Annotated in this window: 10 protein-coding genes; all 10 read right to left on the bottom strand. The window is 72.1% G+C overall.

Translation table 11 applies throughout. The features are described 5' to 3' along the window. Nucleotides 1–98: 98 nt before the first annotated feature. Complete coding sequence (locus ACIO6U_RS20630; protein ID WP_401721079.1) at nt 99–971, bottom strand: NAD-dependent epimerase/dehydratase family protein; 873 nt, start codon at nt 969–971, stop codon at nt 99–101. Then, nucleotides 965–5,116: a hypothetical protein gene (locus ACIO6U_RS20625; RefSeq protein WP_401721076.1), complete on the bottom strand. Its 4,152-nt coding sequence runs from the start codon at nt 5,114–5,116 to the stop codon at nt 965–967. Before ACIO6U_RS20625 ends, ACIO6U_RS20630 begins: the two co-directional genes overlap by 7 nt. Beyond that, nucleotides 5,113–6,072 (bottom strand): ABC transporter permease subunit, encoded by a 960-nt coding sequence (locus ACIO6U_RS20620; protein ID WP_391048300.1) that lies wholly within the window; start codon nt 6,070–6,072, stop codon nt 5,113–5,115. The genes ACIO6U_RS20625 and ACIO6U_RS20620 overlap by 4 nt, the downstream gene beginning before the upstream one ends. Further along, nucleotides 6,069–6,968, bottom strand: a complete 900-nt coding sequence (locus tag ACIO6U_RS20615) for a sugar ABC transporter permease (protein WP_355333125.1) — start codon at nt 6,966–6,968, stop codon at nt 6,069–6,071. Before ACIO6U_RS20615 ends, ACIO6U_RS20620 begins: the two co-directional genes overlap by 4 nt. 38 nt (nt 6,969–7,006) lie before the next feature. Further along, nucleotides 7,007–8,353 carry an ABC transporter substrate-binding protein gene (locus tag ACIO6U_RS20610; RefSeq protein WP_401721072.1) on the bottom strand — a complete coding sequence of 449 codons (1,347 nt, stop codon included), beginning with the start codon at nt 8,351–8,353 and terminating at the stop codon, nt 7,007–7,009. Nucleotides 8,354–8,466: 113 nt separating this feature from the next. After that, complete coding sequence (locus tag ACIO6U_RS20605) at nt 8,467–9,768, bottom strand: enolase C-terminal domain-like protein (protein ID WP_401721068.1); 1,302 nt, start codon at nt 9,766–9,768, stop codon at nt 8,467–8,469. Nucleotides 9,769–9,821: 53 nt separating this feature from the next. Continuing rightward, nucleotides 9,822–12,740 (bottom strand): hypothetical protein, encoded by a 2,919-nt coding sequence (locus tag ACIO6U_RS20600; RefSeq protein ID WP_401721065.1) that lies wholly within the window; start codon nt 12,738–12,740, stop codon nt 9,822–9,824. A 19-nt stretch (nt 12,741–12,759) separates the two neighbouring features. After that, a complete protein-coding gene (locus ACIO6U_RS20595) occupies nt 12,760–15,009 on the bottom strand; it encodes an alpha-galactosidase (RefSeq protein WP_401721062.1) in 2,250 nt (749 codons plus the stop codon). 680 nt (nt 15,010–15,689) lie between these two features. Continuing rightward, nucleotides 15,690–16,754 carry a LacI family DNA-binding transcriptional regulator gene (locus tag ACIO6U_RS20590; protein ID WP_401721059.1) on the bottom strand — a complete coding sequence of 355 codons (1,065 nt, stop codon included), beginning with the start codon at nt 16,752–16,754 and terminating at the stop codon, nt 15,690–15,692. A gap of 86 nt (nt 16,755–16,840) precedes the next feature. Then, nucleotides 16,841–19,900, bottom strand: coding sequence for a glycoside hydrolase family 2 TIM barrel-domain containing protein (locus ACIO6U_RS20585; RefSeq protein ID WP_401721056.1), 3,060 nt, complete (start codon nt 19,898–19,900; stop codon nt 16,841–16,843). Nucleotides 19,901–19,967: the final 67 nt, after the last annotated feature.

The raw sequence follows: 19,967 nt of genomic DNA, 5'->3' as shown, positions 1-19,967 counted from the left end.
CTCCAGTCCCACGGTGTTCGCCAACCGGAGCGCCTGCGCGGCCGGATGACCGAAAACTGTTGCCGTCCGAGCTTGCTGCCGACGGCAGGCCCTTGTCGTCAGCCCAACGGCATAGTGCAGAAATTGGCGCCGACGCGGAAGTTGCGGTCGGCCGCCGGGTCGAAGTCCGCGGGACCGAAGGACCCGCACTCCAGGAGCGCGGCCAGGTGGTCCTCGGCGTCGTCCCGCGGGTGGTAGCCGATGGCCTCCCCTTCCGCGAGGGACCACCACCGGCGGGTGTTGCGGGAGATGCCCCACAGCATCCGGAATCCGGCGGGCTCCGCGCGCAGACACGCCTCCACCAGCCGGGCCGCGTCGTCCGGCGACAGCCAGGCGGCCAGGTCCTCAGGAGCGAGCGGGCGCGGCCGGAAGGCGCCGATCCGCAGACAGGTGACGTCGATGCCGAAGCGGCTCCGGTAGAGCGCGCCGAGCGCCTCCACCGCGGCCTTCCCCGCGCCGTAGAACGTATCGGGGCGCGGTGCGATGTCCGCGGGCAGATCGGCGCGCTCAGCGGCCGGGGCCCCTGCGGCAGCGCCCTCCTCCCGTACGGGTACGGCGTCGTCCCGCGTACGGAATCCCGCCGCGTGGATGCTGGAGGCGAGCACCACCCGCGGCACGCCCTGGCGGCGCACGGCCTCCAGTACCCGTTGCGTGCCGTCGATGTTGATCTCCCGGATGCGCTCCCAGGGCGCCTCCCCGGCCAGTCCCCCGAGGTGGAGCACGGCGTCGACACCCTGGCAGGCGGCGTCGATCGCGTCCGGGTCGGTGAACGAGGCGCGTACGGTCTCCACGGCCTCGCCCGACGCCGGCGGCTCGATCTCGGCGATGTCCAGGAGCCGGAGCGTGCGTCCCGGCCGCGCCATGCGCGGGCGCAGCGCCCGGCCGACGCGGCCCGCGGCCCCGGTGATCAGGATGCGCTGCGCCGTCACCATGTCCGCTCCAACGGGTCCATATCGTGCGGGAGTTGGGCGGGCGGGCGCTGTTCGTCGTAGGGCCGCGGGGTCGCGCAGGCGGGGGCGTACGGCGGCTGGTTGTAGGCGTGGTGGCGGCGGAAGGCGACGTCGACCGGCGGATTCCAGTGCCGCCAACTGCCGGGGTCGGTGTCGACGGGGGGCGACATGGGGCCGGTACCGTTTCCGTTCTCGGCGGCCACCGCGTACTCCAGGACGGGCGCCTGCCCCGGCCTCCCGCCGCCGCGAGCACCGTCCGACCCGCGCGGATCGCCGGTCGCCGGTACGACACCGGGCACGCGGTCGACGTACGCGAAGGCCGTGCCCGCGAAGACCTCGCGGAAGCCGGCCTCGCCCTTGCGCCGCTGGTACAGCCGGTACCGTCCTGCGCCCAGCACCTCGCCCCAACTGACGCTCACCGCGCCGTCGTTGAGTCTGACCTTCAGGCCGTCCGGCGGCTCCGGCACCCGGCCGGACGCGTAGACCGGGTAGTCGGCGCCGGGAGGGCCCTGCCGGTCGGTGTTCCGCGCGGCGACCCTGACGTGGTACTTCACGCCGTCGGACAGTCCGCTCAGGAGTCCGGGGCTGTCGGCGGCGGCGACGGCCGGTGCCCAGGTCAGACCGCCGTCCGTGCTGAGTTCGAGCAGGTAGGAGTCGGCCGCGGCGACGGCGGTGAAGTGCACGACGGCGCCGCCGGGGACGGTCTCGGTACGGATCACCCGCGGCGGCGCCGGTTCCGGGCGGCGCGCGGTCAACTCCCATGCGTGGCGGCCCCGTGGGAGCGCCAGCCGCACGGTGTCGTGCGTCCGGCCGAGCGGGCGCAGCGGTGCGCCGTCCACGGAGAAGTCCGCCGCGGCGTCGAGCCCGGCGGGCAGGCGCAGGGTGATCCCGGTGTCCGTCTGCGCGTCGTACGTGCCGCGCAGCTCCGTGGGGTGGAGGTAGCCGAGGCTGATGCCCAGGTCGCGGTCGTCGGTGGTCAGCAGGACGTCCGCCGTGCCGATGGCGCTGCCGTGAAAGAGCGTCAGTTCGCGGTGTCCGCTGTCGAAGAGCCGGATCGTGCCCGCCGTCCCCGTGAACCGCAGCCCGTCCTCGGCGAATTCGACGGCGGCCGGTTCGCAGGGCCTCGCGGACTGGTGCCGGAAGACGAGGTCGAGGCTGTGCGGGGCCCGGATCCTGGCGCCCCAGGGCGTGTCGGCGGCCGGGTCGATCACCAGGTCGTCGCGGTGGCTGACGACCGCGAGCGTGTTGCCGTTTGCCCCGTCGGCGCGGCCTTCGAGGCGTACGCCGTGCGTGACGTCGGTGGCGAAGGCGCCTCCGAGCGTGCCGGTCTCCCGCACCGCGCCGCCCCGGCCCGCCGCGCCGCCTTCTCCCACCGTGCCGTCCTCGCGCACCCCGCGCACGAGGTGGATGAACGGCATCCGCTCGGGCAGGTGGGCGTAGCTGTTGGCATCGTGCCCGGTGGCCTCGGTGAGCACCGACCAGGTCCACACCATGCGCTGGTTGGGCGCGAAGGAGTCGTAGGTGACCAGGTAGTCGGTGCCGACGAGCAGCACGCTGCGGCCGAGGTACAGGTCGCCGACCGGGCCGTCGGGATCGGGGACGATCTCCGCGTACTGCGCGCCGCCGAGGTCGTACATCGGCCGGTCGAGGGTGTGGCAGCCGATGCCGCGGAAGGCGCCGTCCTTCCAGACCGCGCAGGAGGTCGCGAAGGTCGCGTCGGGCACGCGGCGGTCCCCGGCGTCCTCGGGGCCGTGGCCGCTGTAGGAGGCGCCCGCCGCGTAGTAGTAGAGGTGGCCGCTCCCGTTGTCGTCGGCGATGCCCCAGCGGTAGTTGGGGCCGCGGTCCACCTGCTGGAGGAAGACGGCGACCTCGCCCGGCCGGTCGACGTCGGCGCGCAGGGTGATCCCGTATCCGGTGTATTTGGCGCTGCGCAGGCGGGGGTTGGTGCCGGGGTTGCCCTCGGTGCGCACGGTGACGCGCCAGGGGTCGGGTGCGTCGTGCGGGCTGTCCAGGCGTCGGGCGGCGGGGTCGCTGCCCCACAGCAGGTGTTCGGCGACCAGGGGCCGGTAGCGGTGCAGGGTCTCGCCGAGCAGCCGCATCTCGATGGGAGGGCGGCGCGGCCAGTAGGCGTGCGCTCCCTGCGCGGGGTGCAGCCGACGCAGCTCGCCGGTGCCGGTGACGTCGACCGGTGCGGTCAGCGCGTTGACCAACCAGTCGCCGAGGGCGGCGAGTTCGGGGGTGACGGCCCGGTTGCGGCCGTCGGCCTCCCGCGCCAGGTGGTTGCCCCGGCCGAGGGGCTGCAGATACGCCCACACGTACGTGGCCAGGCTCTCGGTCCACCGGCCGGGCCGTGCGCGGCGGGAGGGCAGCGCCGGGCGGGTGTGGAACACACCGGTCAGCTCGGCGAACCGCTCGAACTGGTCCAGCCACTCCCCCGCCGCCTCGTGCTCGGGGAAGAGCCAGGCCAGGCAGGCCAGCGCCGCCTTGCCGTCGGCCATGAAGTTGGGGTGCCCGCCCGCCATCCGCAGCAGCGGGCCGATCTCCTCGCCCGCCGAGACGTATCCGGTCAGCAGGAGCAGGGCGTCCACGCGTTCGCGCTCGGCGGCGTCGAGCTGTCCGGCGAACCGGTCGTAGCCGTCCAGCAGCCGGTCGTAGAGCGGGCGTTGGCCGATGTTGAGGTAGCCCGCGACGTCGTTGACCCCGTGGGCGATCAGCCGGGGTCCCTCGGGGCCGGTCAGCAGGGCGTCGGCGAATTCCCGCGCGCTGCCGAACTCCCCTTCCCCGCACAGCGGTTCCGGCCGCTTGCCGGTATAGGTGAGCGTCCAGTCCTTGACCCGGTCGAGGCTGAGCGTGCCCTGCCAGTGCTGGAGATGGCGTACGTACGTGGACTGGTAGGCCGTCGACCGCTGCGCGCGCAGCACCTCCAGGTCGCGCTCGTGGTCGTAGAAGGCGATACCGGTGCTGCGGGTGCCGGTGCGCAGCGGCCAGGTCCAGCGCAGGACGCCGTCGTGGCGGAAGTGGACGCGGAGGGTGTCCGCCGACGCCCACGAGGAGTACGTACGGTCGTCCCACCGGGCGTGGTCGCGGACGAACACGCCCATGGCGTCGCGCTGTTCGGCGTCCCAGAAGGCGGCGTGCGGCCGGATGTCCCACGCGAAGCTCGGGGCGTAGGGGCCGACGGTGAAGGCCATGTCGGTCTCGGGGTGCTCCCTGCCGCCCGGCCCGGAGAAGGACGGGTCCTCGCCGCAGTCGCCGACGACGACGGGCTCGTCGATGCCGAGCCAGTGGTACAGCTCGGGCGAACCGGGGTCGGCGTGGTCGGCGGCGGACTGCGAGAACGGCCAGGCGGAGGAGAACCGGTGGGTGGGCGTGCAGCCCTCCCAGTGCAGCTCCCAGGCCATGGCCGTCGTCGCCGTCGTCGTCGCCGTCGTCGCCGTAGTGGTGGTCGCCCTTTCGTCCAACGACACCATCTCCTCGGACAGTTCGAGGAAGTCGCAGTCCCGCAGCACCCGGACGGTCGCGGTGTAGCGCGCGCCGCCGGTGAAGACGTACGTGAGGACGTGGGTCGCGAACAGCGTTCCGGCCTCGGTCAGTTGCACGTCGAGGTGGTCCAGCCGCCCGTCGCCGCAGCGCAGTACGGACCTGCCGACCCAGCCGTGCCCGCGGTCGAGCTGCCGGACCGGCCCTGGTATGTCCCCGGTGGCGAACCGGCCGGCGGACGGCAGCCGGACCCGCAGGGCTCCGCCGTCGACCACGATGCCGTCGCCGTCCTCGGTGACCTCGACCGGCCCCGTGCCCCGCGCCGACGGCAGCGTCTCGTCCGCGCGCAGAGTGAACTCATGGCGGGCGCCGGGCGCGAGGTCGGCGAAGAAGCAGACGGTGGCCGACGTCAGGAACGCGTCGTCGCCCTCCGAGTCCGTGGTCGTCTCGGCGAGTTGGAAGGGCACCGGCGCGCCGGACGCGTCGAGCAGCCGCAGTCGCCCGGCGCGTATCGAGGGCGCCGCCCACCGCACCGGGTAGTGCAGCAGAGTCCGGGGCCAGGCGAAGTCGGGGTGGTCGAGGGGGTCGCTGAGCGCGAACCTCACCTCGTCCCCGTCCGCCGGCCAGTGCGTGACGGCGGCCGTCACGATCCCCCTCCCACTTCGGCGCCTCCGGCGCCCGACGAGCCGGGCGCGACACCCTGCGTGCCGAACGCCGCGCCGCCCGCGACGCCTTCGACGAGGTAGCGCTGGAGCAGGATGAACAGCAGCATGATGGGCGCCGCGACGATGAAGGTGCCCGCGGCGATCAGCGGCCAGTTCTGCGAGTACTCGCCGAAGAACGAGTACAGCCCCCGGGTGACCGGCCACAGCGCGGAGTCCGACAGCATCACGAGCGGCAGGATCAGGTTGTTCCAGGCGTGCACGAAGCCGAAGATCGCGAACGTGGCCAGGGCCGGTTTCATCTGCGGAATGATGATGGTGAAGATGAACCGGATGTAGCCGCAGCCGTCGAGCGCCGCCGCCTCGTCGATCTCGCGCGGGATGCCCTTGATGTAGCCGACGAAGAAGAAGAACCCGGCGCCGGACAGGCTGGTCAGGATCAGGTAGCCGACCATGCTGTTGTACAGGCCCAGCGTCCTGGCCTCGATGAACAGCGGGATCAGGCCGCCGGGCAGGAAGCCGGAGAAGATGAAGAAGGTGTACAGCCCGTTGGAGTATTTGAAGTAGCCGCGGGAGATGGGGAAGGCCAGGAAGACGCCGAGGATCAGCGTGACGACGTCGGGGATGACCGCGTAGACAAGGCTGTTGATCATCTGCCGTCCGAAGTGCCCCTGGTTCCAGGCCGCCGAGAAGCTCTCGGTGGTCCACGGATGCGGCATCCCGGTGGGGTTCTGGAGGAATCCGGTGTACGTCTTGAACGCCTGGAGCAGGACGTAGACCAGCGGCAGGGCGAACAGACCGGCCGCGATGGCGAAGCACAGCAGGTTCAGCCCCGCCGCCTTGGTCGTCCTGGCGGACATCAGCCGCTGGAGCCGGGTGGGGGCCGCGGGGGTCCTCGGCGCTGACGACGGCGACGCTCCGGCCGCCCGGGCGGTCGTCACAGCGAGACCTCCCGCCTGCGCAGGCCGTACAGCAGGACGCCGCCGATCGCGACGGTCAGCACGAACTGGATCATCGCCAGCATCGAGCCGTAGCCGAGTTGGCTGTCACTGCCGAACGCGGACTGGAACATGTACAACCCCAGGGTCTTGGTGCCGAAGTTGCCCGCGGTGAGCACCATGATCAGCGCGTACTCGCCCAGCGTGGCCATGGCGGTGAGGAAGACGTTCACGGTGGTGGCCGGGGCCAGTAGCGGCCACGTCACATGCCGGAACACCCGGAACCGCCCCGCGCCGTCCATCGCCGCGGCCTCGTACACCGAGCGCGGGATGTTCCGCAGTCCCGCGATGTAGATGAGCATCGAGTAGCCGGAGAACATCCAGACGTTCACCATCATCACCAGCCACAGCGCCAGTGAACTCGACCCGAGGAAGGCGGAGTCGACGCCGAACAGGCCGTGCACGACCTTCTCCACCGGCCCCGAGTACGGGTCGAGCATGAGGGAGAAGACCGCGCCGACCACGGTGACGGAGAAGATCTGCGGCATGAAGATCAGCGCGCGGTAGAAGGTCAGGGAGCGGCCCGGCCGGTTGAGCAGCAGGGCCAGTCCGAGCCCGATCGCGTTCTGGAGCACGGTCACGCCGATGACATAGATCAGCGTGACCCGTACGGCGCTCCACAGTTGGGTGGACAGCGACGTGAACGCCGCGTCGTAGTTGCACAGTCCGCAGAAGTTGAGCGGCGTGCCCGGGAGCCCGGAGTACCTGGTGAAGGAGTATCCGATGGTGGCCAGGGACGGGTAGAGCCCGAACAGCAGCCAGCCCGCTCCCGGAATCGCGATGCTGGCCCAGGGAATGAACCGCCGCGTCCGTTGGGTTCCGAAGGGACAGCGTGCCACGCCGCGCCTCCTTTCTCATGGTGCCTGGGAGGCGGTGGTCAGTTGCCGACCGACTTGCGGTACGCGCTCGCCGAGCGGCTGAGGATCGTGTCGGCGCTGTCGCCGCCGATCGGCGTCATCTTGGAGAAGTCGGGACCGCCCGCGTCCACGGGCGCGCCCGCGGGCACCCACGGGTTGCTGAGCTGCTGGAAGGCGTCGTCCATGTGGGCGTTCTGCCAGTCCATCCACGGCAGTCCGGTGTTCTTCAGCGCGGGCTGGGTGGAGATGGAGCCGGTCTTGGTCAGCCACTCCTTGTAGTTCTCCGGGTCGGAGAACATCGTCAGCCACTCCATGGCCAGGTCCTTGTGCTTGGCGGTCGTCGGGACCATCCAGGTCAGGTCGGGCTTGAGCATGAGGCGGTTGGCCGCCGGGGTGTCGGTGCCGGGCATGGTGAAGAACCCGAGGTTGAGCGTGGGGTTGGCCTTCTGGATGAGCGCGCCGTCCCACGAACCGTCCAGCAGGAACGGGTAGTCGTCGGACTTCGCGGCCCAGACGCCGGGCGCGGTGAGCTGGGCGACACCGGCCGCGTTGGGCTCGATGTACTTCATGACCTTCTCGTAGCGGCCTGCCGCGTCCTTGTAGACCTGGTCGGTCCAGGACTGCGTGCCCTTCCAGAACGCGTCGGCCCGCTCGCTCGACACCTTGACGGAGTCCGAGGCCGGGCGGCCCTGCATGAGGGTCTGGTTCACCGAGCCCTGCCACACCCCGCCCTGCATGTTGTCCTTCGCGGCCACGAAGATCGGGGTCTTGCCCGCCTTCTTCAGCGTCTCGCAGTCGTCGAGGAACTCCTGGAAGGTGGTGGGCACGCCCATGTGGTACTTGTCGAGAAGATCCTTCTTGTACCAGATCGACCCGGCGGCGGCGTACTGCGCGGCCATGACGCCGTAGACCTTCCCGTTGCGCCCGACCGCGGCGGCCTGGGCCGTCGCGTCGTAGTTCTTCATGAACGGCTGCGCCGACAGGTCGGTCATCTGCCCGGCGTCGATCAGGGCGGCGGCGCCCGCGGGCTTGAGGCTGGTGTAGCTGGGCGCGAAGCCCGCCTGGGTGGGCGCGGAAAGGGCCAGTACGTCAACGGACTTGGACTGGAGCAGGCTGTTCCAGAGCTGCTGCCAGGCGCCGTTGTTGTTCGGCGCCTGCTGGAGCTTGACCTTCACGCCCGGATGGGCCTTCTCGAACTCGGCGTTGAGGTCCTGCGTGAACTCGATCGCGCCCGGGTTGGTCCACTCGGCGACGGTCAGGGTGGTCGTGGCGCCGCCGCCGCCGGACGAGGAGGAGCCGCAGCCGGTGAGCGCGGCCGACACGCAGGCGGTCGCCGCCAGCAGCGTGACGAAGGTACGGGGTCGCATGAGGGTGGGGCTCCTTCGTTTCGAGTTCGGTTCGAGTGCGGTGCGGGGTCGGTTCGGGGTCGGTTCGGGGTCGCTTCGAGTGCGGTGCGGGGTCGGTGCCGGGCGGGCGCGCGTCAGGGGCGCTGGAGCGCGCCGTCGGCCCGCCGCGGCGGCTTCCACGCCTGGCCGGGCTCCGCCGCGCCCTTGGGCGGGTACTTCAGCGCCAGCCGCTCGTCGAGGTCGACGCCGAGACCGGGCGCGTCGCTCGGCCACAGGTGGCCGTCGCGGATCTCGGGGCAGCCGGGGAAGACCTCCCGCGCGGCCGGGCCGAACAGATGCTGTTCCTGGATGCCGAAGTTGGGGGCGGCCAGGTCGAGGGCGAGGTTGGCGGCGTGCCCGACCGGCGAGACGTCGCCGGGACCGTGCCAGGCGGTGCGCACGCCGAACATCTCGCAGGCGGCGGCGAGCCGCCACGCCGGGGTGATGCCGCCGATCGCCGACACGTGGACCCGGATGAAGTCGCACAGCCGCTCCATGACGACCGGGCGGTACTCGGCCGGGTTGGTGAACAGCTCGCCGATCGCGATCGGGGTCACCGAGCGTCCGCGCAGGACGCGCAGCCACTCGATGTCCTCGGGCGCGACCGGGTCCTCCAGATAGAACAGGTCGTACGGTTCCAGGTCCGCCGCGATCCGTACGGCGTCGGTGGGGTGCACCCGCTCGTGCACGTCGTGGATCAGCTCGACCTCGGGGCCCGCGTGCTCCCGCAGGTGCTCGAAGAGGCCGCGCACCGTGCGCCGATAGGCCGCCGGGTCCCAGGCGTTGGGGGTCAGGGCCTTGGCGGCGCCGGCCGTGGCCGCGGCGGCCGGCGCCCCGTAGGTGCCCGCGCCGGGCACGGCGACCTGGCAGCGGACGTGCCCGTACCCCTCGGCCATCAGGGCCAGCACCTCGTCGGTGACCTCCGCCGCGTCACGTCCCGCGGCGTGCGCGTACACCGGGACCGCGGTGCGGCAGCGCCCGCCGAGGAGCTGCCACACCGGAAGTCCCGCCTGCTTGCCCTTGATGTCCCACAGGGCCATGTCCACGCCGGACAGCGCGTTGTTGAGCACGGGCCCCGACCGCCAGTAGCCGCTGACGTGCAAGGTCGACGCGATGTCCGTGATGTCCGCCGGGTCGCGGCCGATGAGCTGCGGCGCCAGATACTCGTCGACCGCCGTGGCGACCGCCTTCGCCCGCTGCGTGAAGGTCGCGCAGCCGAGTCCGTACAGGCCGGGCTCGCTGGTGTCGACCCGCACCACGACGAGCGTGGTGCCCGCGGGAGCGGTCAGGATCGTCCTGACCCCGGTGATACGGACGCCGGACGGCTGCGCCCACGGCGGCTCTGCGGGCACGGACTCCTTGACGGGTCCGGCGGAATCGGCGGCGTGGTCGGTCACGGGAGGGTGCTCCTGGTTCTGTGCGAAGAGGCGTTACGGGGTGCGCGGGACGGTCAACTGCCGATGCCCCAGCGGGTGTCCACGCGACCGCCGGTGAACTGGGCGCCGGTGCCCCAGAACGGCGCGAAGTTGTAGCAGCCGGACGTGGGCGGCTCCGCGGCGGTCGTCCAGTACGTGGCGCCGTGACCGCCGGTTCCCGCGTCCGTCACCTGGAAGGCGAAGGACATCGGGGTGACGGCGCCGGGCTGCGCGTTCTTCACCGCGGCGGCCACCTCGGGGAGTTGGCTCCAGGCGAGCGCGACCTCGTACCTGGTCACCTTGTTGACGTCGTCCCGCGACACCAGCACCCGGCCCTCGGTGCCGCTGTCCGCCTTCGCGTCCATCGGGCCCAGCGGCGTCGGGAGCGTCGCGTTGGTCGGGTAGTACGTCTGGTAGTTGGTGCCGGGCGCGAGCTGCCGGTGCAGTTCGGGGACGCCTCCGGTGGCGAGCGTGACGACGTACAGGTGGGAGAGCGACCGCAGGCACTTCTCGTAGTGCGCGTCCCCGACCAGCAGATCCTCGGTCTTGTGGGCGACCGCGTCGAAGCCGAGCTGGATGCTGTCCGCCTTGAACGGGAAGAGGTACTCGTTCGCCGCGAAGGGCACGTTGGAGAGCTGGACGTCGTCCTCGATCAGCGCCCTGAAGTACAGGAAGCCGTCGTCCCAGGCGGCCTGGAGGCTGTACGTCTTGGTGTCACCGGACGCGCCGGTGCTGGTCATCGTCACCGGGACGACGTCGTTCCACTGGCTGGCGCTTCCGCCGACGGTGATCTGACGGAACGGCAGATACGCGAGCTGCACCTTCCGCGTCCCGGTCTGGTGCACCTGGGCCGAGCCGCGCGGCACCGTGATGTCGTAGCCGATCTCGTACTGGTTCGCGGAGTTGGCCGTGAACGACGTCACGGGGAAGGTCAGCGTCTTCGACTGGCCGGGTTTGAGGCTGATCCACGGCGAGACCGACAGCGACACCTGCCAGCCGGACGGCGGGGTGATCACGACCTTCGCGTTCTGCGTCTGCGGCGAGACGTTCTCCACCAGGACGTCGATGGTGCTGCTCGCGCCCAGCGGCCTGGTGAAGGACTGGACCTCGACCTTCAGCGGGGTGTCGTAGTCGAAGGCGGCACCCGTGGTCAGCACCGATTTCAGCGCCTCAGGACTCAGATCGCTGTCGAAGTACAGGACTTCCCACGGCTTGACCTGGAGCGTGACGGACGACGAGGCCCCGTCGGCGAGGCGGCGGCCGAGGTAGTCGTAGACCCGCACGCCCTGCGCGCCGTTGAGGGTGACGGTGCCGTTGTACCCGGCGCTCTGGTCCTCCATCGTGCCGTCGTAGAGCTGGTCGGCGTAGACGGCGGCCCGGCCCTTGCCGTCGGCGCCGCGGAACAGGAAGCCCCACGTCGACTTGGCGTTCGGGTACAACTCCTCTTCCAGCGTGGCGTCTTCGAGCAGGCTCGTCATGGTCGCGTAGGCGACGACGGCGGGCTTGGGGGACTTCGTGGCGATGTCGTAGATGTTGAACTCGACGCCGGAGTAGGTCTTGTCGTAGGACAGCGAGAACCAGAAGATCCGGATCGGCGAGTCCTCCTCGGCGCCCGCGAGCATGTGCAGCAGGTACGTCGGCGCCACCGTGCGGGCCACGCCGTACCCGGCCTGTCCGGCCAGCAGATGGGTGAAGTTGGCGTCGGCGTTGCCCAGTTCGGTCTGCCACTGCCCGGCGCGGCCCTGGGTGCGCGACCAGAGGCGGTCCATCTTGACCTGCGTCTTGGTCATCGCGTACTGCGTGGCGTCGGGGTAGCCGTAGGCGTGGTTCACCGAGCCGTCGATGTAGCCGGTGTCCTTGGAGCCCCGCGCGTACACGATGTCGCGGTTGTACGTGACCGAGCCGCCGCCGATCAGATTCACGTCGGGGAACTCGGGCTTCACCCGGTCCCAGATCAGCTTGCACATGTCGCGGTAGTCCTGGGCGTCACCGGTCATCCACGCCCAGCCGTGCACCCAGGGCTCGTTCCACACCTCCCAGTTGGGGACCAGGTCCTGGAGCGGCGCGATGCAGTGGTAGACCATCTCGGCGTGCGCGACCAGGTCCTTGGGCCGGTTCTGGTAGGTCTTCACCGGCTTGCCGTCCGGGCCGGGCTGCACATTCCACGACATGTTGTAGTTGATGCCGGCGAGGGCCTCGATGCCGTGGGCGTGCCAGTCGGCGATCTCGGCCCGCGCCGCGTCGATCTGCGGCTGCTGCCAGAAGACGCCGGGGGACGGGCAGACGGTGTCCGGCTGCACGGCGTCGATGCCCCGGCACCACTTGACGCCGATGCGCTGGGCGATCTGCCGGGTGATGGCGGGAGTCGACTCCGAGCGGATGCCCAGCCCGAACGCCGAGTTCGGCCTGCGGCCCGCAACGGTCGGCCGGATCACGCCCAACCCGAGCGTCTGCGCCAGCAGTTGGGTACCGGAGGCGTTGGTGACGGTGGCCGTGACGGCGTAGTGGTCGGGATCGTACGAGCCCAGCGGGATCGTGGTGGTGGTCTGCGTACCGGCCGGGGCGGTGAACGCGGTGGTGCCGCTGTTCAGCGGCGCCCCGGCGCGGGCGGCGACCGACCAGGTGACCGAACCGCTCAGCGCCGTCGTGGGGTTGAAGACCACGAGCAGGTCGGGGGCGGCCTTCGCCGTACCGGTCACCGGGTAGAGGCCGGTCGGGTCGGAGAATCCGAAGGCGACCACGGGCAGCGCGGCGGCTGCCGCCGTGCCCTCGGGCGCCGCGGCGCGGGCGCTCGGCGCCAGGCCCCAGTCCATGGCGCTCGCGGCGGCGGCGCCCGCGACGGCGGCTGCTCCGTAGCCCACGACCTTGCGCCGGGAGACCTCCGCGGGGGTGGCCGTCACCGAGGTCGGCGTCGCCGGGGTGGTGCGGTCGGATCTGGCGTGGCTGTCTGTCACGGTCGGTCCTCTCCAGGGTTCAGCGCGGGGATTGTTCGGGTGCCACCGGCCGGATGACGCACAGGCCGGAGGGCGGGACGGCGATCGGGGTGAGTCCGGGGCCGAGCGTGCGCGGGCCCGAGGCGGCGGGTCTGCCGCAGGCGTCGAAGACGTCCAGCCGGACGCGGACGCCGGGCCCGGCGACGCCAGGAGCGTCGATGTCCAGGCCCGACACGCCTGCCACGCCAGCCATGCCTGCCACGCCCGCCACGCCCGCCACGCCCGCCACGCCCGGCCGCTCGACGCCGGGGTCCTCGACGTCCAGGACCACGCGCGACCCGGCGGTGGAGTTCACCAGGGCGATCTCGGTGAACTCCGCCAACTGGAGCGGGACGACGTGGTGTTCGGCGTAGCAGGCGATGACGGCGCGCCGGCCCAGGGCGGCCGTCACCGTCTGGTGGAGCTGGTCGGGGCGTCCGGCGCGGATCTCGCCCCGGCCGAGGACATCGGCGTACGTCCGCCGGACGCCGAGCCAGAAGGCGGTCATCGCGCGGTGCTCCGCGCTCTGTCCGGCCAGCGCGACGGAGATCTGCGGTGCCGAGAACAGCGCGGAGTGCAGCTGTCGGGCCGCCGCTTCCGCCGGGGCGGCCGGGTCCCACATCAGCATGTCCGAGTGGACCGCCGCCGATCCGGCGAGCACGCCGGTGTCCAGCGTGCGGACCCGGTTCGCGGTGGCGTCCGCCGGGCAGTCGGCGGCCCGAAGCATGTTGCCGAAGCGCCGCATGCCCGGGCCGGTGTAGGGCTGTCGCAGCTCGATCAGCAGCTCGTCGCCGCGCAGTTCGCGCAGCCGCTCGCGCAGTTCGGTGAGCAACAGCCGTATGCCCAGGCCCACATCGGCGACGTCCGCGACGGCGAGATCGGCGGGCGCCTCCGCGGTGACGCCTCGGCAGGTGTCCTTACCGGTGCCGGTGCCGGTGCCTCCGCCGGTGTCAGGTCCGGCGGCGGTGGCGACACCGGTACCGGCGTCTGTGGAGGCACCACGGCCCGCACCGGTGTCGTCATCGCGGCCGGTCCTGACGTTCTCGTCTGCGGCGTTCTCTTCGGCAGTCGGCCAGTCGGCACCATGGACCTCGACCTTGTGGACTTCGACCGCATGGACTTCGACCGCGTGGACCTCGGCCCCATGGACCTCGACCGCGTGGTCCCCGCCCGCGAGTTCCTCAGCCGCGTACTCCTCCGCCGCGTACGCCATCGCGAAGTCCAGGAAGTCGATCTTGAGCCCGTCCAGGCCGTAGCGCCGGACGAGGTCGACGCAGGAGTCGACGGCGAAGCGCCGGGCGGCCGGGCGGCGCGGGTCGAGGACCCGGCAGCCGAGCCGCGTCACCTCGTGCGGCGCGACCCGCGCCAACTCCTCGTACGCCGGGGTGCGTTCGCCGACCAGCAGGGGTGCGATCCAGGCCACGTACCGCAGGTCCAGGCCCTGCACGGTCCTCACATGCGCGGCGAAGTCGGGGAATTTGGCCGGGTCCGGGGTCCACGCGCCACTGCCGGAGTAGCCGGGACCGTCCGCGTGGAGCTGCCAGCCGTCGTCCAACAGCAGCACCCCGCAGCCCATTTCGGCGGCGAGCACAGCTTCGGCCTCGACGCCCGCCGCCGTCAGCTCGCGGTGCATCGAGTACCAGGTCGAGTACGCGGGGGCGCGGGCCGCGTCGGGTACGGGCAGCGGCGCGGCGTCCGCGAGACCGCCGGTCACCTCCCGTACGGCCTCGGCCCACGGGCGGCCCGGGGCCTGGACGCGAATCCGACAGGTCTCCCCCGCCGCGAGGTCCATCGAGAGCCACACCCCGAAGCGGGCCGACTCCTCGCCGACACCGAATCTGACCCGCGTGGTGGCCGCGATCCGGTCGGACGCGAAGGCCAGCAGCGCGCGGCCCGCCGTGTCGTACAGGCAGCCCAGCGGCGCGGAGTCGACCAGGCCGACGGTGCGCCAGGGGTTGGCCCAGTCCGCCACCAGGTGCCGGTCCCAGCCCACCCCCGGATGCCAGTAACCCGCCGCGTCGCCGAGCGGAACGTCCAGCCGCAGTACGGCCGTTGTGGCCGCGTCGGCGCGCAGTTCGAGCACGTCGGCGTCCACGGGACGCCCGGCGCCCCCGTCCGCGCCGGCCACGTGACCGCCCGTGGGCTCGACGCTCAGCCGCGCGCCGTCCGTCAGCAGGCTGACCGCAGCGCCCCGCACACGCAGGGCGTCGCGTGCGGCCCACAACTGCGCCGGACTGGCGAAGTCGGCCATCACCGCTCCTTTCCGAGGTCGGGGAACATGTCTGACCAGCTGAGACAACGTTGCCTGACGAGACAAGCGGCGTCCCCCAGGGGGTTGGAGGGGATCACGACGCCCGCGCCACGGCTCCGGCCGTGCGCGATCACCGACAGGCGGCGCCTTCGTGCCTGGTCAGCTACGTCCTGACGGCTGTCGACAGATCAACCACGCATACCGGAAGGAGCACCGGGCAGCAGGTCCGACCCGGCCGCCCTCCGCAGGCGGTCGTGCTGAACCCTAGCCACCTGAGACAACGTTGCCTAGAGTTTTCGCGCGAGTGACAGAGAAATCCCGCGCGGAGATCCGGAGAGCGACCGTGTCACAAGCCGTTCACCCGCACGCGCCGGACATCTCCGTCCCCGGCGGGGCCGGGGCCGGGGTCGGCGAGGGTCCCGTCGTGGACCACCGCGTCGGCGAACCGGACTGGGTGGACATCCCGTTGGGCGCACTGTGGCGCGCCGCCCTCGGCGGCCGGGGAACGGCGCACGGGGCGGCCCGTATCGGCATGAGTCTCGGCGCGGTAGCGGTACGGGACCGCGCCGGTTGCGTGGCGAGTGGGGACGTTCGCGGGGGTGAGCGTGGGGGGCGGGGCCTGAACAGGACCGACAGCGGCCCGGTTCAGTCCCGCGCGGGACTCGGCGGCCCCGCGCCGGTCACCGTCCGGCGCCCGGCCGCGCCGCGCCGTGCTCGACCAGGGTGGTGGGGATGACCACCGTCTGGGGCCGCGACTTGTCCCCCGCGATCCGCCTGAAGAGCAGTTCCGCGCCGATCCGGCCGATGGCGCGGGCGTCGTAGGACACCACGGTCAGCGGGTGGGCCATCAGCGCGGCGGTCTCGAAGTCGTCGAAGCCCACCACTTCGACGGCGCTGCCCGCGCCGCCCGCGCCGGCCTCGCCGCCGAGCCGGTTCAGCGCGCCGAGCACGCCGAGCGTGAGCCGGTTGTTCAGCGCGAACAGCGCGGTCGGCGGCTGCGGCCCGGTGAGCATTCGCTCGACGGCGGCCTCGGTGTCGCGCACGGTGTGCAGGCCGTATCTGATCAGGTCGGGGCGGTACGGCAGCCCGGCCCGCTCCAGCGCGGTCTCGGCGGCCGACAGCCGCTCGACCATGGGGTGGATGCTCAGCCAGTCCGAGACCACGCCGATCCGCTCGTGGCCGCGGGCCGTCAGGTGCTCGATCGCGGACCGCGCGCCCGCCGCGTTGTCGATGAGCACGGTGTCCGCGCGCAGGTTGGTGGGCGGCCGGTCGAGGAACACCGCGGGGGTGCCCATGTCGATCTCCGCGCGCAGGTAGACGTGGTCGGCGGTACTGCCGGCCGGCACGACCAGCAGCCCGTCGACGCGTCGCTCGCACATCTGCAACAGCAGTCGGCGTTCCCGCTCGGCGTCCTCCTCGGAACTCGCGGTGATCAGCAGGGTGTCGTTCTCCAGGGCGCACTGCGCCGCGGCGGCGGCGATGCCCGCGTAGAACGGGTTGGCCAGGTCCTCGATGAGCAGGCCGACCGTGGCCGAGGTGGACTGCGTGCGCAGGTCCCTGGCCATGTTGTTGCGGCGGAAGCCGAGCCGCACCACGGCGGCCCTGACCCGCTCGGCCATCTCCGGATCGACGGTGGACACGCCGTTGACCACACGCGAGACCGTTTTGAGACTGACGTCGGCCTCCCGGGCGACGTCGGTCATCGTCGGCCGCCGCGGGGCCGCGCTCGGGCTCGGTGTACTCACGTGCTGCTCCCCTCGGCGACGCGGCGCCGAGGGGAGGGCCAACGTTGTCTCACGCTCGGATCATACCGCCGCCGGGGTCGCCGAAATCACCCTACGCCATCGGCTGCCGCCTCCCCTTCCGTCAGACCGAACCCGAGCGTGAAGCGGCCCGGTACGGCGGCCAGATGGTGCCGGGGCTGCAACGCGTGCCCGCAGGAGGCGCTGCCGAGGCCGTGGTGTTCGAGGTCGACATTGAGGTGGATGCGGCCGTCGGGCCTGAGGTCGGCGGTGTGCCTGGCCGCCGCCAGGGCCGCGGTGGACCAGGGCCGCGCGGTCAGGTCGAACCAGGGGCTGCCGGTGATCTCCAGACCGGGCCCCGCGGAGTCGCCTTCGGGACCGGTGAGGCGGGCCCAGCGCACATGGCGCCGGTTGCCGTTCTCCTGCGGGTACACGTACGGCGTCTGCGCCTCGGCGACCGTGGTCGCGTACCGCCCGACGCGGACGGCCTCCTCGCTGTCCCGGTAGGACTCGCCGGGACCGAGGCCGAACCAGCTCAGCCGGTCGAGCGCCGCCGGGAGGGTCAGCGCGACGCCGAGCCGGGGCAGCGGTACCTCCCAGGTGCCGACGGGCCGGGTGTCGACGGTGAGCACGAGCCGGTCCCCGGGCCCGGTGGTCCAGTGGTAGTCCGCCAGCATCGCGAGGTCCAGGCCCGCCGGGGCGATCCTGGTCCTCACCGTGAGGCTCGCCTCGCCCGTCGAGATCTCCAGCACCTTGTGCCGGAGCCGGTGCAGGCCACTGCGGTGCCAGGCGGCCAGGAGCGGCGACCGGCCGTCGTTGTCGATCGGGGCCCGCCACAGGTCGACGCGGGGGCCTTCGAGTGCCAGGTCACCGAGGCGGAGCAGCCGTCCGTCGGCCGCGTCGAACTGTCCGGCGCCGAGGCTGATCGTTCCGCGGCGGCGCGCCCGAGGGGTGGTCGTGGTGGAAACCGCGCCCGCGGGTGCCGCCGTCAGCGTGGTCGTGGTGGAAGCCGCGCCCGCGGGTCCCGCCGTCAGCGTGGTCGCGCCGTTGCCGTCCGGGGCGAACTGGGACCAGGCGACGGTGTGCCCGGCTCCGGCCCACGACTCGTCCGCGCCGAGCTGCGCGCTGAGGGTCACCCAGCGCTCCCCCGGTCCCGCCGCGGCGAGCGCCTTGGCCAGGCTGTCGGGCCAGTCCGCGCGGCGGGTGTCGCCGGGGCCGGTCACCGGGACCTCCCACGCGCCCTCCCCCGCCTGCTCGCCGTCGACTTCGAGCAGCCAGACCCAGCGCAGGTAGCCGGTGTCCCGCGTGTGGTGCAGATTGCGGATCTCGACTCCGCCGCCGTCGCGGCGGGCGGTGATCCTGACCGGCTCGATGACCTTCGCGTACTCCAGGAGTCCGGGAGAGGGGGTGCGGTCGGGGAAGACCAGGCCGTCGGCGACGAAGTTGCCGTCGTGGACGGGCTCGCCGAAGTCGCCTCCGTAGGCGTAGAAGAGCGTGCCCTCCTCGTCGCGCTGGGCGACGCCGTGGTCGATCCACTCCCAGACGAAGCCGCCCGCCAGCCGGGGGCTGCTCTCGAACAGCTCCTGGTACTGGCGCAGTCCGCCGGGGCCGTTGCCCATCGCGTGGGCGTACTCGCACAGCAGGAACGGCATCGCGCGCCTGCGGGCGTCGTTGGCCGGGTCGCCGGTGAGCGGTTCCTGGCGCGCGGCGACCGCCGCCACGAACGCGTAGTCGGGGTACATCACCGAGTACACGTCGGTGTAGGCGCAGTCGTCCCAGTCGCCCTCGTAGTGGATCAGCCGGTCGGGGTCGCGGTCGCGGATCCACTCGGCCATGGCCGCGAGATTCGCGCCGACGCCGGACTCGTTGCCGAGCGACCACATCACGACGCTGGGGTGGTTCTTGTCGCGCTCGACCATCCGCTCGGCCCGGTCGAGCAGCGCGGGGCGCCACTCGGGCTCGTCTGAGGGGTTGCGGCGCCAGCCGTTCTCCGAGAAGCCGTGGGTCTCCAGGTCGCACTCGTCGACCACCCACAGGCCGTGTTCGTCGCAGAGGTCGAGGAAGGCGGCGGCGGGCGGATAGTGGCTGGTCCGCACGGCGTTGATGTTGTGCCGCTTCATCAGCAGCACGTCGGCGAGCATCGTCTCGCGGGTCAGCGCGCGGCCCCTGACCGGGTCCCATTCGTGCCGGTTGACGCCGCGGAAGACGAGCGGCCTGCCGTTGGCGGTGACGACGCCGTCCTCGACCACGACCCGGCGGAAGCCGATACGCAGCGGGACGCGTTCGGTGGCCGTGACGAGTTCGCCCGCGTAGAGCCGGGGCTGTTCGTCGCTCCAGGGAGTGACGCCCGGCGCGGTGTGCGGACCGGCGGGATCGGCGTCAGTGATGCCGAGTTCGGGGACGCTCAGGCGCGCGTCGCCCGCGCCGTCGACGTCGACCCGCAGGGTGCCGGTGCCGGAGTGGTGGTCGTAGTCGGCGTGCACGAAGAAGTCGGCGATGCCGCCGGCCGGCCGGACCAGCAGCCGTACGGGGCGGAAGACACCCGACAGCCACCACATGTCCTGGTCTTCCAAGTAGCTGGCGGACGACCACTGGTGGACCCGTACGGCCAGCACATTGCGGCCGGTCCGCAGGGTGTCGGTGACGTCGAATTCGGTGGGCAGCCGGCTGCCCTTGCCGTCGCCGAGCGGCCGGCCGTTGAGCCAGACCGCGAAGGCGGAGTCGACGCCCTCGAAGCGGAGCACCGCGGTGCCGCCGTCGGCGAAGCCCTCCGCGACGTCGAACTCCCTGCGGTACTCGCCTGTCGGGTTCTCGTCGGGCACGCGCGGCGGGTCGACGGGGATCGGGAAGGTGACGTTGGTGTACGCGGGTGTGCCGAAGCGGCCGGGTCCGGGGACGCCGTCCATCTGCCAGGACGAGGGCACGGGGACGGTCGTCCACTCGGCGGCGTCGAACTCCGGGGCCTCGAAGCCCACGGTCACGTCGTGGAGACCGTCGCCGAGCCGGAAGCTCCAGTCGCCGTTCAGGTCGAGGGCGGGTGCGTCGGAGTCGAACGACGCGCGGGGCCGCAGCCGGCCGTTGCCGGGTGATACGTCCTCGACGTAGGCGCAGGCGTCCGGGCTTTCGCTCCGGTTCTGGGCGTGGTCCATCGGTGCGACCGGTCCTTTCCGGGGGTCTGGGGCGTACACCTCGGGGTGTACGAGTCGGGGCTGACGC

This window comes from Streptomyces sp. NPDC087422, from assembly GCF_044744145.1.
Classification (GTDB): domain Bacteria; phylum Actinomycetota; class Actinomycetes; order Streptomycetales; family Streptomycetaceae; genus Actinacidiphila.
This window is presented reverse-complemented; position numbering and strand designations above follow the sequence as displayed.

Excerpts from the sequence above, each read along its gene's own strand:
- ACIO6U_RS20630 (WP_401721079.1), bottom strand. The coding sequence starts at position 971 with ATGGTGACGGCGCAGCGCATCCTGATCACCGGGGCCGCGGGCCGCGTC.
- ACIO6U_RS20610 (WP_401721072.1), bottom strand. The coding sequence starts at position 8,353 with ATGCGACCCCGTACCTTCGTCACGCTGCTGGCGGCGACCGCCTGCGTG.
- ACIO6U_RS20595 (WP_401721062.1), bottom strand. The coding sequence starts at position 15,009 with ATGGCCGACTTCGCCAGTCCGGCGCAGTTGTGGGCCGCACGCGACGCC.
- ACIO6U_RS20585 (WP_401721056.1), bottom strand. The coding sequence starts at position 19,900 with ATGGACCACGCCCAGAACCGGAGCGAAAGCCCGGACGCCTGCGCCTAC.